The 16030-nt window shown below is 69.7% G+C and carries 14 protein-coding genes and 1 pseudogene; 9 read left to right on the top strand and 6 right to left on the bottom strand.

Annotated elements, in window-relative coordinates; all coding sequences use genetic code 11:
* Positions 1–558: 558 nt before the first annotated feature.
* Positions 559–867: a type VII secretion target gene (locus H7I57_RS26335; protein WP_264027211.1), complete on the bottom strand. Its 309-nt coding sequence runs from the start codon at positions 865–867 to the stop codon at positions 559–561.
* A 51-nt stretch (positions 868–918) separates the two neighbouring features.
* On the opposite strand from H7I57_RS26335, the gene upp reads away from it, so the two are divergent.
* Positions 919–1542, top strand: a complete 624-nt coding sequence (upp, locus tag H7I57_RS26330) for a uracil phosphoribosyltransferase (protein WP_264027210.1) — start codon at positions 919–921, stop codon at positions 1540–1542.
* On the opposite strand, the gene H7I57_RS26325 is transcribed toward upp, so the two are convergent.
* Together H7I57_RS26325 and H7I57_RS26320 are read right to left on the bottom strand one after the other, a co-directional pair.
* On the bottom strand, positions 1539–3209 hold the full coding sequence (locus tag H7I57_RS26325) for a phospho-sugar mutase (RefSeq protein ID WP_264027208.1): 1671 nt from the start codon (positions 3207–3209) through the stop codon (positions 1539–1541). The two genes, upp and H7I57_RS26325, sit on opposite strands and share 4 nt — an antisense overlap.
* Positions 3206–3652, bottom strand: coding sequence for a MarR family winged helix-turn-helix transcriptional regulator (locus tag H7I57_RS26320; RefSeq protein WP_264027206.1), 447 nt, complete (start codon positions 3650–3652; stop codon positions 3206–3208). Before H7I57_RS26320 ends, H7I57_RS26325 begins: the two co-directional genes overlap by 4 nt.
* Positions 3653–3755: 103 nt before the next feature.
* Here H7I57_RS26320 and H7I57_RS26315 point away from each other — a divergent pair, with 103 nt between their 5' ends.
* Entirely contained in the window at positions 3756–4868 is a 1113-nt protein-coding gene (locus tag H7I57_RS26315; protein WP_264027204.1) for an AbrB family protein, read from the top strand.
* Here H7I57_RS26315 and H7I57_RS26310 read toward each other — a convergent pair.
* Positions 4814–5605: a purine-nucleoside phosphorylase gene (locus H7I57_RS26310; RefSeq protein WP_264027202.1), complete on the bottom strand. Its 792-nt coding sequence runs from the start codon at positions 5603–5605 to the stop codon at positions 4814–4816. The two genes, H7I57_RS26315 and H7I57_RS26310, sit on opposite strands and share 55 nt — an antisense overlap.
* A gap of 55 nt (positions 5606–5660) precedes the next feature.
* On the opposite strand from H7I57_RS26310, the gene H7I57_RS26305 reads away from it, so the two are divergent.
* The 3 genes from H7I57_RS26305 (at position 5661) to H7I57_RS26295 (ending at position 9078) form a co-directional block, all read left to right on the top strand.
* A complete protein-coding gene (locus H7I57_RS26305) occupies positions 5661–6839 on the top strand; it encodes a M20 family metallopeptidase (protein WP_264027200.1) in 1179 nt (392 codons plus the stop codon).
* The gene (locus H7I57_RS26300) at positions 6836–8005 is read left to right on the top strand and encodes an amidohydrolase (protein ID WP_264027198.1); all 1170 of its coding nucleotides are present in this window, start codon (positions 6836–6838) and stop codon (positions 8003–8005) included. The genes H7I57_RS26305 and H7I57_RS26300 overlap by 4 nt, the downstream gene beginning before the upstream one ends.
* Positions 8006–8190: 185 nt before the next feature.
* On the top strand, positions 8191–9078 hold the full coding sequence (locus H7I57_RS26295) for a type IV toxin-antitoxin system AbiEi family antitoxin (RefSeq protein ID WP_264027197.1): 888 nt from the start codon (positions 8191–8193) through the stop codon (positions 9076–9078).
* 66 nt (positions 9079–9144) lie between these two features.
* Here H7I57_RS26295 and H7I57_RS26290 read toward each other — a convergent pair whose 3' ends face one another.
* On the bottom strand, positions 9145–9630 hold the full coding sequence (locus H7I57_RS26290; RefSeq protein WP_264027195.1) for a gamma-glutamylcyclotransferase family protein: 486 nt from the start codon (positions 9628–9630) through the stop codon (positions 9145–9147).
* Positions 9631–9701: 71 nt separating this feature from the next.
* Positions 9702–11204, bottom strand: a complete 1503-nt coding sequence (locus H7I57_RS26285) for an RNA-guided endonuclease InsQ/TnpB family protein (RefSeq protein ID WP_264027194.1) — start codon at positions 11202–11204, stop codon at positions 9702–9704.
* A gap of 68 nt (positions 11205–11272) precedes the next feature.
* On the opposite strand from H7I57_RS26285, the gene H7I57_RS26280 reads away from it, so the two are divergent.
* The 4 genes and pseudogenes from H7I57_RS26280 to H7I57_RS26265 form a co-directional block, all read left to right on the top strand.
* The gene (locus tag H7I57_RS26280) at positions 11273–12715 is read left to right on the top strand and encodes an NAD(P)H-quinone dehydrogenase (RefSeq protein ID WP_264027193.1); all 1443 of its coding nucleotides are present in this window, start codon (positions 11273–11275) and stop codon (positions 12713–12715) included.
* A 56-nt stretch (positions 12716–12771) separates the two neighbouring features.
* Complete coding sequence (locus H7I57_RS26275) at positions 12772–14517, top strand: glycerol-3-phosphate dehydrogenase/oxidase (RefSeq protein ID WP_264027192.1); 1746 nt, start codon at positions 12772–12774, stop codon at positions 14515–14517.
* Positions 14518–14543: 26 nt separating this feature from the next.
* Positions 14544–15386: an RluA family pseudouridine synthase gene (locus H7I57_RS26270; RefSeq protein WP_264027191.1), complete on the top strand. Its 843-nt coding sequence runs from the start codon at positions 14544–14546 to the stop codon at positions 15384–15386.
* Between the two features lie 449 nt (positions 15387–15835).
* A pseudogene (locus H7I57_RS26265) lies at positions 15836–16030 on the top strand (hypothetical protein); the annotation flags it as partial.

Genomic DNA, 16030 nt, shown 5'->3' with positions numbered 1-16030 from the left:
CCGCACCGCTGCCACCCGACCAGCCCGCCGGGGCCGTGGACGCCGGCGCCGTCGGTCCGCGGGTGTCGAGCGCGGCGGCGTGCCCGTCGAGTTCGGCGAGTAATTCTTCGACGACCGCGACCGCATCGGCCAGCGACCGGCGTGCCTCGGCGAGCAGTTCCTCGGCGACCCCGGGCGAATCCAGTTGCGGTTCCAGCGCGCTCGCCCTTGCCTCGAACTCGTCGACGATCGCCTGCAGGCGGCGGTGTGCGCGTGCCACCGCCCCGGCGGCGCTGTCGGCGGTCGCGCCCAGGCTCTCGGCACGCTCGGCAGCACCGTCGATCGCCGCGGCCGTCGTCTGCGCGAANCGCGCCGCCGAATCCGCACCCGCGCCCGACCATCCGTCCCCGGTGCTGCGCCAGGCCTGCCCGGCCGAGGCCGCGACGTCGGTCAACATGTCGCGCACCCCGACCAGCACCGCGGCCGGGTCGGCCGTCGGGTCGCCCGACCATCCCGGGCCGACCAGCGCCTGCACCCGGCGGATCGGCGCGGTCAGCGCCGCGACCAACGTGCTGGGCATCACCAGGCACCGATGAGCCGGGACCCGGCGTCGGCGTCGGCGCCCTCGTAGGCGTGCGCCGCGATGGCGGCCGCCGGATTCGCCGCCGCGAGCGCGCTGCTCAGATCGCTGACGGTGCGGGCCTCACGCTCGGTGGCACGGGCCAGTGCCGCCTGGAATGCGGCGCCGACCGGCCCGAAGATCGAGGCGGGCACGGTTCCGACCGCGGACAGCCGTGCGGCGGCCGCCTCCAGGTCCGCCGCGTGGGCCGAGGAGGCCGAACCGTAGGCGCGGATGGCGTCGGTGTCTGCAGACAGGCGCGCGAACATACCGATAGGACGCCGCGAATCCGCCGTCGGTTCCCATTAAGGTCGGAATCCATGGACGTGCGCGTTGTGGACCATCCGCTGGCCGCGGCGCGGCTGACGACCCTGCGCGACGAGCGCACCGACAATGCGGCCTTCCGTGCGGCGCTGCGCGATCTCACCTTGATGCTCGTCTACGAGGCCACTCGAGAGTTGGCGGTCGAGATTATCGCCGTGCGCACGCCGCTGGCCGACACCGCGGGGGCGAAGCTGGCCAATCCGCCGCTGCTCGTCCCGGTGCTGCGCGCCGGACTCGGGATGGTGGATCAGGCGCATGCGCTGATCCCGGAGGCCAGGGTCGGTTTCGTCGGGGTGGCCCGTGACGAGCAGACGCATCAGCCGACGCCCTACCTGGAATCGCTGCCCGACGACCTGAGCACGCAGCCGGTCATCATCCTGGACCCGATGCTGGCCACCGGCGGGTCGATGGTGCACACCGTCGAGTTGCTCTACGCCCGCAACGCCGTCGATGTCACCGCGATCTGCGTCGTCGTCGCGCCGGAAGGGCTTGCGGCGCTGGACAAAGTGGCTCCGCGGATGCGGCTGATCACCGCGACCATCGACTCCGGGCTCAACGACATCGCCTACATCGTTCCCGGTCTCGGCGATGCCGGCGACCGCCAGTTCGGCCCCCGCTAGCCACCATCCCGTCTCTGCCGGAATGGCATTCCAGCAGGAGAAGTGCGAGACGAATCCTGCTGGAATGCCATTCCGGCGAGGGCGGAGGCGACGGCGTCCTGCACCTCGGCGGCCCGTGCGCGCGCGATCGGCAGGTCGCCGTCACAGCGAACTTCGATGTAGGACTTCAGCTTTGGCTCGGTGCCGGATGGGCGCGTCACCACCCGCACCGACGTGGTGTCGTCCCCGCCGGTGAAGACCAGCGCATCGGTACGGGGCATCAGGTCGGTTGCGGTGACGGTGAAGCCGGCGATTCGTTTCGGCGGGGTGGCGCGCAGTCGGGCCATCAAAGTGGCTGCTGCGGAGGGGTTCTCGACCCGGCGGGTGACGGCCGTGGTGGTGTGCACCCCGTGGCGGCGGGCCAGGCCGTCGAGGGCGTCGAGCACCGTCTGCCCCCGATCACGCAGCGCGACCACGAAATCGCAGGCCAGCACCGCCGCGCTGATGCCGTCCTTGTCGCGGACCGCGTCGGGGTCCACGCAGTGCCCGATCGCCTCCTCGTAGGCGTACATCAACGTCCCGTCGACTCCGTCGTCGGCGCGGGCCAGCCACTTGAACCCGGTCAGGGTCTCGACGTGGCGCGCCCCGTGGTCGGCGGCGATGCTCGCCAGCATCCGCGACGACACCACCGTGCTGGCCACCACGGCGGCGGCCGTGCCCCGGTGGGTCGACAGGATGTAATCGCCGAGCAGCCAACCGGTTTCGTCGCCCGAGAGCATGCGCCAGCCAGCCGGGGTGGGAACCCCGATGGCACATCGGTCGGCGTCGGGGTCCAGGGCGACGGCGATCTCGGCGTCGACGGCGGCGGCGAGGGCCAGCAGTTCGTCGACGGCGCCGGGTTCTTCCGGGTTGGGGAAGGCCACGGTCGGAAAATCCGGATCCGGCGCGAACTGGCTGTCGACGACGTGCACGTCGCCGAAGCCGGCCAGCGCCAACGCATCGAGGGCGAACTCGCCGCCGACACCGTGCATCGGTGTCAGCGCCACCCGCACCGATCCGGTGGTCCGGCGAACCGCGGCGGCCCGCTCGACGTAGTCACGCATCTGCTCGACGCCGCCGAGCGGCACTGACACCCGGGGGATCTCGTCGGCGGGCGGCGCCGCGGCGATGGCGTGCTCGATGTCGTGGTCGGTGGGTTCGACGATCTGCAGGCCGCCGGCGAAGTACACCTTGTAGCCGTTGTCGGAGGCCGGGTTGTGCGACGCGGTGATCTGCACCCCCGCGGCCGCGCCCATGCTGCGGACGGCGAACGCCACGACGGGCGTGGGCACCGCCCAGTACATCAGGGTGACCGAAAAGCCCTGAGCGGCAAAGACTTCAGCAGCGGCTCGACCGAACTCCGCGGAGCGGTGCCGAGCGTCGTAGCCGACCACGACCGCGGAACCGGGGGAGCGGTCACTTAGGACCTTGGCTACCCCCCAGGTCGCGCGCAGCACCACGGCGAGGTTCATCCCGTTGGGTCCGGCGCGCAGCGGACCGCGCAGGCCCGCGGTGCCGAACGTCAGGGGCTGGGCGAAACGGTCGGCGAGTTCGTCGTCGCTGCAGGCCGCGAGCTCGGCGGCGGCACCCGGATCGGGGTCGTGGGCGACCCACTCGGCCACGGCGGCGGGCAGGGCTGGTGAGTTCACTCCGCCAGTGTGCCGGTATCGGCCTCCGCCAGCTTGCGCAGGATCGGCGCCACCAGCATCAGCAGGTCGAACTCCAGCGGCGACAGCGTGTCGCGCATCGTGTCGTGCAGCCATGCGTCGCGTTCGGCGCGGTCGGCCTCCAGCAGCTCCGCGCCCGCGGCGGTCAGCTCGACGAGCTGGCGGCGGCGGTCTGTGTCGTCGGGTCGACGCCCGATCAGCTCCCGCAATTCCAGCTCGTTGAGCGAGTCCGTCAGCGACTGCACCCTGACCTGCATCCGCACCCCGAGTTCGGCGGGGGTGGTGACGCCGGCGCGGCTGATCTCGCCGAGCAGCTGCATCTGGCTGAGGGTCAGTCCGTTGTCGGGGCGGTGCCGGCGCATCTGCCTGGCGACCGCCATCACGGATTCCCGCAGCTCGGTGGCGGCAGATGTCGAAGTCCCCATAGATAGCAAGTTACACCTTGGTATCTATGGGCCCGCGAACTCTCAACAAGCTGCGTTGCGATCGTGATGTATCAAGGGCATACTTGCTATCGGGATGACGTGAATGCGACCGGTACTCAGGTGGGCGGGCCTTCTTGCGGCGACGGCCGCGGTCACCGTCCCGTTGACGCTGATCGGGGTGCCGTCGGCGGCGCTGTTCGCGGCGCTGGTGGTCGGTATCGCCCTGGCGCTGCTCACGCTGGGGCCTGCGGGTGTGCCCCGCAAGGTCGGCGTCGGCGCGCAGGGGGTGCTCGGCGTCTACATCGGCACGATGGTGCACCAGGACGCGCTGGCCGCACTGGGCGGCGACTGGCCCGTCGTCGTCGGGATCGCGGTCGCGACGCTCGTGCTCAGCGTCATCGCCGGAGCGCTGCTGGGGTTGCACCGCGACGTCACCCCGCTGACCGGATCGCTGTCCCTGGTGGCCGGCGGGGCCTCCGGGCTGGTGGCGATCGCGCGTGAACTCGGCGGCGACGACCGCGTCGTTGCCGTCGTGCAGTACTTGCGCGTGGCGCTGATCACCGCGTCGATGCCCGTCGTCGTCACGCTGATCTACCACGCGGACAAGTCCCACGGCGCCACAAACCCAGCCCAAAATGTCTCCGCCCCTTGGTATCTGAGCATCGGCATGCTGGTCGCACTGGTGCTGGTCGGCGCCACCGTGGGCCGGTGGATCCGGTTGCCCGGTGCGGGGCTGCTCGGCCCGCTCGCGCTGACGGTCGTCCTCGAGATCAGCGGGCTGTCGTTCGGGTTGTCGGTGCCGGTGCTGCTGGTGCAGGCGGGCTACATGCTGATCGGCTGGCAGGCGGGGCTGGCCTTCACCCGGGATTCGCTGCGTGCCGTCGGCCGTCTGCTGCCCGCCGCCGTCGGCCTGATCGTCGTGCTGGGCGTCGCGACCGCAGGCCTCGGCGTGCTGCTGGCCCACGTCACCGGGCTGACCCCGCTCGAGGGCTACCTCGCGACCAGCCCCGGCGGCGTGTACGCGGTGCTGGCCACCGCCGTCGAGACCGGGTCCAACGTGACGTTCATCATCGCCGCGCAGGTGGTGCGGATCCTGCTGATGCTGTTCGCCGCGCCGCTGCTGGCGCGCGCCGTCGTGTGGGCGAGCAGAAAGCTGAGCCCTCAGAGTCGGGCGATCACCCCCGATAGCAGGGAGCCCATCCGGGTCGCCGACTGACGGCCCGCCTCGAGCACCTCGTCGTGGCGCAGCGGCGCACCGGTCATCCCGGCCGCAAGGTTCGTCACCAACGACACACCCAGCACCTGCGCACCCGCTTCGCGGGCGGCGATCGTCTCGTGCACCGTCGACATGCCCACCAGGTCGGCGCCCAGCGTGCGCAGCATCCGGATCTCCGCCGGTGTCTCGTAGTGCGGACCGGGCAGGCCGGCGTACACCCCGTCCGCCAGCGTCGGGTCGATCTCGCGCGCGAGGTGCCGTAGCCGCGGCGAGTACGCGTCGACCAGGTCCACGAACTGGGCGCCGACCAGCGGGGAGCGCGCCGTGAGGTTGAGGTGGTCGCTGATCAGCACGGCCTGGCCCACCGAATACTCGGGACGCAACCCGCCCGCGGCGTTGGTCAGCACCACCGTGTGCACGCCCGCCGCGCAGGCGGTCCGCACCGGGTGCACGACGTGGCGCAGGTCGTGTCCCTCGTAGGCGTGGATCCGGCCCAGCAGGACCAGCACGCGATGCGCGCCGACGTGCAGCGACAGCACCTGGCCGCCGTGCCCGTCGGCGCTGGGCGGGGTGAAACCCGGCAGCTCGGCCATCGGGACGATCGCGACCGCGTCGCCGAGTTCGGCGGCCGCGGGAGCCCACCCGGATCCGAGCACCACCGCGACGTCGTGCGCGTCGACGCCGGTGCGCTCGACGAGGGCAGCCGCTGCGCTCTTCGCTTCGTCGGCCGGGGTCACGCTCCGCAGCTTAAGCCCGATCGGCGTCCGCGACGAGCAGTGAGATACTGCCACCATGCCCACTGCCGCCTCGACATGCGTCGAAGACGCGGTGCGCGTGCGCAGCGCCGAGCTCGTCGAGCTGTCCCACTCCATCCACGCCGAGCCCGAACTCGCGTTCTCCGAGCATCGCAGCTGCGCCAAGACGCAGGCACTGGTCGCCGAGCGCGGGTTCCGCATCACGGCCAAACCGGCGGGCCTGGACACCGCGTTCCGCGCCGATTACGGCAGCGGACCGCTGGTCATCGGGATCTGCGCCGAGTACGACGCGCTGCCGGAGATCGGTCACGCGTGCGGGCACAACATCATCGCGGCGTCGGCGGTCGGGACCGCGCTGGCACTGGCCGAGGTCGCCGACGAACTCGGCCTGACGGTGGTGCTCCTGGGCACCCCGGCCGAGGAGGCGGGCGGGGGCAAGGTGCTGATGCTCGACGCGGGGGTGTTCGACGACATCGCCGCGACGGTGATGCTGCATCCCGGACCGATCGACATCGCGGCCGCACGCTCGCTGGCACTGTCGGAGGCCACGATCTCCTACACCGGACGGGAATCACATGCCGCTGTCGCCCCGTATCTCGGGATCAACGCCGCCGACGCCGTCACGGTCGCGCAGGTGGCCGTCGGCCTGTTGCGCCAGCAGCTGGCTCCGGGGCAGATGATGCACGGCATCGTCACCGACGGCGGGCAGGCGGCCAACGTGATCCCCGCCCACGCCGAGCTGCGTTACACGATGCGTGCGAACAACTCGGAGTCGTTGCGCGAGTTGGAATCCCGGATGGCCGGGTGCTTCGCGGCGGGCGCCGTGGCCACCGGGTGTGAGCACCAGGTCACCGAGACCGCACCCCCCTACGCCGAATTGGCGCCGGATGCGTGGCTGTCCTCGGCGCTGCGGGCCGAGATGGTGCGCGTCGGTCGCTCTCCCGTCGCCGAGGACGTCGAGGCGTCGTTCCCGCTGGGCAGCACCGACATGGGCAACGTCACGCAGATGATGCCGGGCATCCACCCGATCGTCGGCATCGAGTCCGGCGGCGCGTCCATCCACCAGCCGGCGTTCGCCGCCGCGGCGGTTTCGGCGAGTGCGGACACCGCGGTGCTGGAGGGCTCGATCATGCTGGCGCGCACCGTGGTTGCGCTGGCCTCCGACGTCGCCCAGCGTGACCGGGTGCTCGAGCTGCAGGCGAGGCGGGCGTCATGACGGGCCTGTCGGACGCGGCCACCGCGTGGCTGAACGCCCACTACGGCGATCTCGTCGGGTGGCGCCGTCACATCCACGCGCACCCCGAGCTCGGGCGCCAGGAGTTCGCCACCACCCAGTTCGTCGCCTCCCTTTTGGCCGACGCCGGGCTCAACCCCAAGGTCCTGCCCGGCGGCACGGGCCTGACGTGCGACTTCGGCCCAGAAGACGGGCCGCGGGTGGCCCTGCGCGCCGACATGGACGCGCTGCCGATGGCCGAGCGGACCGGCGCGCCGTACGCGTCGGTGGTGCCGGGCGTCGCGCACGCCTGCGGGCACGACGCGCACACCGCGGTGCTGCTGGGTGCCGGGCTGGCGATGGCGTCGGCGCCCGAACTGCCCGTCGGCGTCCGGTTGATCTTCCAGGCCGCCGAGGAGCTGATGCCCGGCGGCGCGATCGACGCGATCGCCGCGGGGGCGCTCACCGGGGTGTCGCGGATCTATGCGCTGCACTGCGACCCACGCCTGGCGGTCGGCAGGGTCGCGGTGCGGCCGGGGCCGATCACGTCGGCGGCCGATCAGGTCGAGGTGACCCTGCACTCGCCGGGCGGGCACACGTCGCGTCCGCATCTCACCAGTGACCTGGTCTACGGGCTGGGCACCCTGATCACCGGGGTGCCCGGAGTGCTGTCGCGTCGCATCGATCCGCGCAACAGCACGGTGATGGTGTGGGGCGCGGTCAACGCGGGGGTGGCCGCCAACGCGATCCCGCAGACCGGCACGCTGGCAGGCACCATCCGCACGGCCAGCCGCGAAACCTGGGTGACGCTGGAAGGCATTGTGCGGGAGACGGTTTCGTCGTTATTGGCCCCGCTGGGTATCGAGCACACCGTGCTGTACCGCCGCGGGGTGCCGCCGGTGGTCAACGAAGAGGTGTCCACGCGCATCCTCACCCACGCGATCGAGGCCATCGGCCCCGACGTGCTCGCCGACACCCACCAGTCCGGCGGCGGGGAGGACTTCTCCTGGTACCTCGAAGAGGTGCCCGGGGCGATGGCGCGGCTGGGGGTGTGGAGCGGTCGGGGCCCGCAATTGGACCTGCACCAGCCGACGTTCGACCTCGACGAGCGCGCGCTCGGGGTCGGGGTGCAGCTGCTGGTCAACCTCGTCGACCACGCTGCCACGTAGTCCGGATCTACCGCGAGATCTACCGCGAGATCTACCGCGAGATCGCGTGTTTGCACGTCGACGCGCCGTAATCCCTGGCATTTAGCGCGTGCTCGCGGCCGACGAGTTCTACACAATCGCCAGTTGATCCCCAGATCGCCGGCGGTCGCTGGTGTGCCCGAAGCCGGGGCCACAGCATCGCTGTCATGGCCGACGAACTCAACCGGTTGCTCGACGTCCAGGGCGGTGTGGCGACCAGCGCCCAGATCCTCACCCACCTCACCCGGCGGCAGCTCGAAGCGGAGGTGAATACCGGTGCGCTGGAACGGATGTGGCAGGGCATCTACTGCCGTGGTGAACCCACCGACGAGCTTCGGCTCCGTGGCCTCGACCTGGCGTGCGGCACGTCGGTCGCGGTCTGTCTGGGCACGGCGGCCGCGTTGTTCGGTTTCGACACCGAGGAAACACGGGACCTCCATGTGCTCGACCCTCCTGGCTGCGCCCTGCGCAACGCAGACGGCTTGGTGGTGCACTACCGCGATGGCGCGCCGCTCGTCGTCCGCGACGGCCGCCGTGCGACCGCGCCCGCGTGGACTGCCATCGAGGTCGCGCGGGGTCTTTCCAGGCCGCGGGCGCTGGCCACGCTGGATGCGGCGCTGCGCAGTCGCACCTGCAGCCTTCCCGACCTATGGCGCTCGGCCGTCGAGCAGAAGGGTCGCAGGGGAATCGTTGCAGTGCGTGACCTTCTTCCGCTCGCCGACGCCCGCTCGGAGTCTCCGATGGAGAGTGAGGCGCGGCTGGTGATGATCGACGGTGGCCTGCCCGTGCCCGAACTGCAGTACGAGATCATCGATGGCAACGGGGAACTCCGCCGACTGGACTTCGCGTGGCCCGACCAGCGGGTTGCCGCGGAGTACGACGGCGTGGCCTGGCACTCGGGTGCCGAGGCGATGCGCAGGGACCGGCGCCGGTACAACGCGCTTCACGACATCGACTGGGTTGTGGTGCCAATCGTGTTCGAGGACGTGCGGTATCGCGCGTCGGAAGTCGTCGCGCGCATCGACAAGCAGCTTCGTCACGCTCGCGCCGCGTGAGCGTGCGCAAAATGCCAGTATTTACGGCGTGTCGCTGTACAAACACGCGAGGTCGCGCAACAAGCCCTACGTCCCGGGGCCGGGGCCGGGGCCGACGTTGCTCGCCGGGCGGGTCCGCAGATCGTGCACGTACTCTGCTGGCGCACCGGCTATTTCGGCGGCCTCGGCCATCACTCCAAGGTACCGCGCCGACGGGATCCCACCCTCCCAGGCGTCCACCACATACAGCCAGGCCAGCACCGGGTCGGTGTCGGTGTCCGACGACAACCGGTGCACCCGGCACCGGATCTTCTTGTGGATCCCGAGCTCGGAGCCCTCCCAGCGGTCGAGGTTCGCCTCGTCGTCCCTGGTCACGTCGTAGAGCACGACGAACACCTTGGAGTTCGGATCCTCGACGACGGTGGCCAGCGCGCCTTCCCAGCTGATGTCCGCGCCGCCGAACGTCAGGCGCCAGCCGTGCAGCCAGCCCGTCCCGGCCATCGGAGAATGCGGTGCCCGCAGCAGCATCTGCTCGGGATGCATATTCGATCCGTAGGCGGCGTAGATCGGCACGCGTGAATCTTAAAGCGTGTCGGCCAACTTTGGTGCATTGGCCGGCACCGCCCTTCTCGGGCGTCCGATGTTCAGGCCGGTGCGGGCTGAACATCGGTTCCCGCGTCATCCGGGCTGGTTTCACCGGCACACGCTGGGTGCTGGTCAGGGCCGTCCCGTCGGCGGGCATTGTTGACCCGGCCTCGTCGCTTAGGGGTCCGGGGTTCGTCGCGAAACAGTTGCTCTTGGGCCCATCGGGCTAGGTTGACCGCGGCGTTGGTGTCGCGATCAGCCACATACCCGCATTCACACGTGAAGATCCGATCAGCCAGGGTGAGGTCGCTTCGGGTGACCCCGCAGTGAGGGCATAGCCGACTCGACGGGTACCACCTGTCCGCCAGAACGAGTTCGCCTCCGCGCCATTGCTGTTTGTAGCTCAATTGGCGGGCGAACTTGGCCCAGCTCGCATCGCAGATTGCGCGAGCCAGGCGACGGTTTGTGAGCATTCCGGCGACGTAAAGGTCTTCGATGACGAGCCGATCGTGGTTCTTGACCAGCGTGTTGGATACGTGATGCAGGAAGTGCCGGCGGATGTTTGCGACGCGATGGTGGTGCCGGGCCAGCTTGGCGACGCCGTCACGGCGGTTGTTCGATCCTTTCTTCTTGCGGGACAACGATCTCGCGAGGCGCCGCTGCCGTTCAAGACCTCGCGCCAGCGCTTTGGGGGCATCGGTGATGCGGGCAACTTCGCGGCCTTCGGCGTTGGCGGCGACGACAAAGGCCGCCAAGCCCCGGTCGATACCAATCCACCCACCGGCATGGGTTGGGTCATGCACCTTGTGCCGGAGCGCGGGATGCAGTTCGGCCGCTTCGATGTTCAGCGACACCCACCACCGGCCCGCACGGTGACTCACCGTAGCGAACAGGATCCTGGCGCGGCCGTTGGCGAGCATGCGTCGCAGTCGGCGAGTGTCGTCATGGACTCCGATCTGTCCGATGCCAGGCATTGTTATCGACCGTGGGCGGTTGTTGTCGCCGACGCGGACAGCCGGTGGGCGGCCCTTGGAGTGTTTGTTGCGCAGTCGGAAGGATGCCACGCGGGTCTTCTTCTTGAATCGAGGAAAGCCCATCGCCTTACCTTTGCGCTTGCGTTGGCGCGAGTCCGACCAGGCAGCCAAGGCGCGGCTGCAGTCCACGGCGGCCTCTTCGAACACCTGTTGACACACCTCGGCCCGCCAATGCAGTCCGGCAACCAACTCGGCGACGCCCTTGGCGTCGACGGCCACCACCCGGCCGGCTTCCTCGGATTTCTTCCACGTGTTGAACGCGCTGATTAGATCAAAACCCGTCCACGGCACGTGTGAATCCGAGTCCGACTTGCTTTGGCTCAGCGCAGACTTGACCATCCGCAGACACTCATTGAACGCAAACCTCGATGCCCCGGCATGGCGGGCCAGCGCCTGCCGCTGCTCATTGGTCGGGTCGAGGCAAAACCTGAACGTGGTGTACCTGCGCATCTCGATGGCGAGCATCGCAAACCCCACCGACAACGTGCCCTGAACTGGAGTACGGATCCGGAAGGCTATCGCGGTCAACCGGCCGACATCGGCGAAGGCGGGAGGATCGGAACGCCTCCGTGACCCCGGTGTCCTAGGTTGAAGCAGTGGTAACGCGCATCGTGATCATCGGCGGCGGGCCGGCCGGATATGAGGCGGCGCTGGTCGCGGCCGCCAGAGGACGGGACGTCACCCAGGTGACGATCGTCGACTCGGACGGAATCGGTGGGGCCTGCGTGCTCTACGACTGCGTGCCGTCGAAGACGTTCATCGCGTCGTCCGGCATGCGCACCGAGTTGCGCCGCGCCAAGGGCCTGGGCTTCGACATCGCGATCGACGACGCCAAGATCTCGCTCGGCGAGATCAACAACCGGGTCAAGACGCTGGCCTCCTCGCAGTCCGCCGACATCGGCCGCCAGCTGCTCAACCAGGGCGTGACGATCATCGGCGGCCACGGTGAGCTCGTCGACGACACCTCGGGGATGGCCCATCACCGGGTGAAGGTCACCACCACCGACGGCAAGGTCGGCGTGCTCAAGGCCGACGTGGTGCTGATCGCCACCGGCGCCAGCCCGCGGGTGCTGCCCAACGCGGTGCCCGACGGCGAGCGCATCCTGACGTGGCGCCATCTCTACGACCTCTCCGAGCTGCCCGAACACCTGATCATCGTCGGTTCGGGGGTGACGGGCGCGGAGTTCTGCAACGCCTACACCGAGCTGGGCGTGACGGTGACGGTGGTGGCCAGCCGCGACCAGATCCTGCCGCACGAGGACTCCGACGCCGCCGCGGTCCTGGAGGAGGTGTTCGCCGAGCGTGGCGTCACCCTGATCAAGAACGCCCGCGCCGACTCGGTGACCCGCACTTCCCGCACGCAAGGAGGAAAAAAGGTCTCAGACGGGGTGAAGGTGACGATCGCCGACGGCCGCACCGTCGAGGGCAGCCACGCGCTGATGACGGTCGGATCGGTGCCCAACACCTCCGGCCTGGGCCTGGACCGGGTCGGCATCGAGCTCAAACCCGGCGGCTACATCCCCGTCGACCGGGTGTCGCGCACTCCGGCGGCGGGTATCTACGCCGCCGGGGACTGCACCGGGCTGCTGCCGCTGGCGTCGGTGGCCGCCATGCAGGGACGCATCGCGATGTACCACGCGCTCGGGGAGGGGGTGTCGCCGATCCGGTTGCGCACGGTCGCGTCGGCGACGTTCACCCGCCCCGAGATCGCCGCCGTCGGCATCCCGCAGTCGGCGATCGACGACGGCAGCGTGCCGGCCCGCACCATGATGTTGCCGCTGAACACCAACGCCAGGGCGAAGATGTCGCTGCTCCGGCACGGTTTTGTGAAGATCTTCTGCCGGCCCGCCACAGGTGTGGTGATCGGTGGTGTCGTGGTGGCGCCGATCGCCTCGGAGCTGATCCTGCCGATCGCGCTGGCGGTGCAGAACAACCTGTCGGTGACCGACCTGGCGCAGACGCTGTCGGTGTATCCGTCGTTGTCGGGTTCCATCGTCGAGGCAGCGCGCCGGTTGATGGCGCACGACGATCTTGACTGATCGCACGTAACCTGAGACGGACATCCGTACTGACGAGTAACGAGGAGCCGGTCAACGTGCGTGACCCGATCCCCGGTCCGGGCAATGGGCAGACCTTTCTGGGCCCGGAGCAGCGGGCCCGAGCCTGGGAGCGGCTGGGCAGCGAGCAGTTCGACGTCGTCGTGGTCGGCGGTGGGGTTGTCGGCGCGGGAGCCGCTCTCGACGCGGCGACCCGCGGCCTGAAGGTGGCGCTGGTCGAGGCGCGCGATTTCGCGTCGGGAACCTCCAGCCGCAGCAGCAAGATGTTCCACGGCGGCCTGCGCTACCTGGAGCAGCTGGAGTTCGGCCTGGTGCGTGAGGCGCTGCACGAACGCGAGCTGTCGCTGACGACGCTGGCGCCGCATCTGGTCAAGCCGCTGCCGTTCTTGTTCCCGTTGACCAACCGCTGGTGGGAACGGCCCTACATGGCTGCGGGCATCATGCTGTACGACCAGCTGGGCGGCTCGAAATCCGTCCCGGCGCAGAAACATCTGACGCGGGCCGGTGCGCTGCGGCTGTCGCCCGGTCTGAAACGAAGCTCGCTGATCGGTGGGATCCGTTACTACGACACCGTCGTCGACGACGCCAGGCACACGATGACGGTGGCCCGCACGGCCGCCCACTACGGGGCGGTGGTTCGCACGTCGACTCAGGTGGTGGCCTTGCTGCGGGAGGGTGACCGTGTCACCGGCGTGCGGGTGCGCGATTCGGAGGACGGCGCGATCACCGAGGTGCACGGCCACGTCGTGGTCAACGCCACCGGGGTGTGGACCGACGAGATCCAGGCATTGTCCAAGCAGCGCGGCCGGTTTCGGGTGCGCGCGTCCAAGGGCGTGCACATCGTGGTGCCGCGGGACCGCATCGTCAGCGAGGTCGCGATCATCCTGCGGACCGACAAGTCGGTGCTGTTCGTCATCCCGTGGGGCACCCACTGGATCATCGGCACCACCGACACCGACTGGAACCTCGATCTGGCCCATCCGGCCGCCACCAAGGCCGACATCGACTACATCCTCAGCACCGTGAACACCGTGCTGGCGACGCCGTTGACCCACGACGACATCGACGGGGTGTACGCGGGCCTGCGGCCACTGCTGGCGGGGGAGAGCGAGGAAACCTCGAAGCTGTCCCGTGAGCATGCGGTCGCGGTGCCCGCGCCGGGACTGGTCGCCATCGCCGGCGGCAAGTACACCACCTACCGGGTGATGGCCGAGGACGCCATCGACGCCGCGGCGGAGTTCGTGCCGACGCGGGTGGCGCGGTCGATCACCGAGAAGGTCCCGCTGATGGGTGCCGACGGCTACTTCGCGTTGGTGAACCAAACCCAAAGTGTCGGAGCGCATTACGGGTTGCACCCGTATCGGGTGCGTCACCTGCTGGACCGGTACGGATCCCTCATCGGTGAGGTGCTGCAGCTGGGCGAGGGCCGACCCGACCTTCTGACGCCGATCACCGAGGCGCCGGTGTACCTGAAGGTCGAAGCCGCCTACGCCGCCGCGGCGGAGGGCGCGCTGCACCTCGAGGACATCCTGGCCCGCCGGATGCGGATCTCCATCGAGTACCCCCACCGCGGCGTCGACTGCGCCCGTGAGGTCGCCGAAGTCGTTGCGCCCATTCTGGGTTGGAGCCCCGAGGATGTCGACCGCGAGGTCGCGACGTATCTGGCGCGCGTCGAGGCCGAGGTGCTGTCCCAGGCTCAGCCCGATGACGAATCCGCCGACGCACTGCGCGCGGCCGCTCCGGAGGCGCGTGCGGAGATCCTCGAGCCGGTGCCGCTCAATTGAGACGTCCCGCGCGTCCGCCGCTGCCCGTGCGTGACGGTCTCGGACCCTCGCGGGTGCGGTTGCGCGGCGGTGCGGTGCTCGTGGAGTTGGCGGACCGGTTCGGCGAGGCCGCCGCGGAGAAGGTGCTCAACGGGGAGGTGCTGGCCGCCGACGGCAGCGTGGTGACCGCAGCCACTGTGCTGCAACCGAATTCGCTGGTCTACGTGTACCGCGAGCTGCCCGACGAGGTGCCCGTTCCGTTCGAGCTTGCGGTGCTGCACCGCGACGAGGACATCGTCGTCGTCGACAAGCCGCACTTTCTGGCCACGATGCCCCGCGGCCGCCACGTCGCCCAGACCGCGCTGGTGCGGTTGCGGCGAGACCTGGAGCTGCCCGACCTGAGCCCGGCCCATCGACTGGACCGACTCACCGCCGGGGTGCTGCTGTTCACGGTGCGCCGGGAACTCCGCGGGGCCTATCAGACGATGTTCGCGCGCGGCCAGGTGCGCAAGACCTACCTGGCGCACGCACCGGTTGACGCCGCTCTCGCGTTCCCGATGACGGTGCGCAGCCGAATCGTGAAGCGGCGCGGCTGCCTGCAGGCGGTCGAGGAACCGGGTGAGCCGAACGCCGAGACGTTCATCGAGCACCAGGGTGGCGGACGCTACCGGCTGACCCCGCGCACCGGGCGGACCCACCAGCTGCGGGTGCACATGGCGTCGCTGGGGCTGCCGATCACCGGCGATCCGTGGTATCCGGAGGTTGTCGACGTCCCCGCCGACGACTTCTCCACGCCGCTGCACCTTCTCGCGCACAGCCTGGAGTTCGACGATCCGCTGACCGGGGCTCCGCGACGGTTCACCAGCGCCCGGGTGCTGCCCGGAAGTTAGTGTGCGCCCAGATCGCAATTCCCCTCGGTGCATGCGCATTAGTGCGATCTGAGCCCACACGTTGCGCGGTCAGGCGGCGCGCACAGACCGAAATCTACGACATCGGCCCGAAGTTCGCTGCGTGAATCGACGATGTTGTCAAAGTCGTCTTCGACGAGGCATCTAGCGTTGCAACGGGCGTGAGCAGAATTTGCCCAGTGGTCTCATCGACCGCTACGAAACCACCCGTGCGCGTCGAGCCTGCCGCAGGCCTCGCGTCCAGTGCCGATGTGTCGAACACGTACGCGCCCGTCGATGACTGGCAAATTTGGACACTTCGCCGCGCGAAAAAACTCGGTCCGGGGCGGGAGCGACCCTCGTTGCGTTCGGCCCCGCGGGCCCGTCCCGGCTGCCACAATCAGCGGGACGTCCACGGCCATGGCCGTGGAACCAGACCTTGAGGAGTGAGCGTGCGCCAAACCTGGCTCGTCGCGGCAGCGGGACTGTTCGTGGCCGTGGTTATCGGCCCTGCACCGGCCCCCACCGCGCAGGCGGCGGTGTGCGGGTCGGTCGGCGGCAGGCACGTCGACGTCACCGGCTGCGCGGACCCGTTCTACGAACTCAACGACGTGCTGGCCCCACCCCCGCCACCCCCGCCCCCGCCG

This window comes from Mycolicibacterium pyrenivorans (assembly GCF_025821625.1).
Lineage (GTDB): Bacteria > Actinomycetota > Actinomycetes > Mycobacteriales > Mycobacteriaceae > Mycobacterium > Mycobacterium pyrenivorans.
The sequence above is the reverse complement of the archived record's forward strand: the minus strand, read 5'-3'. Positions and strand labels throughout refer to the sequence as shown.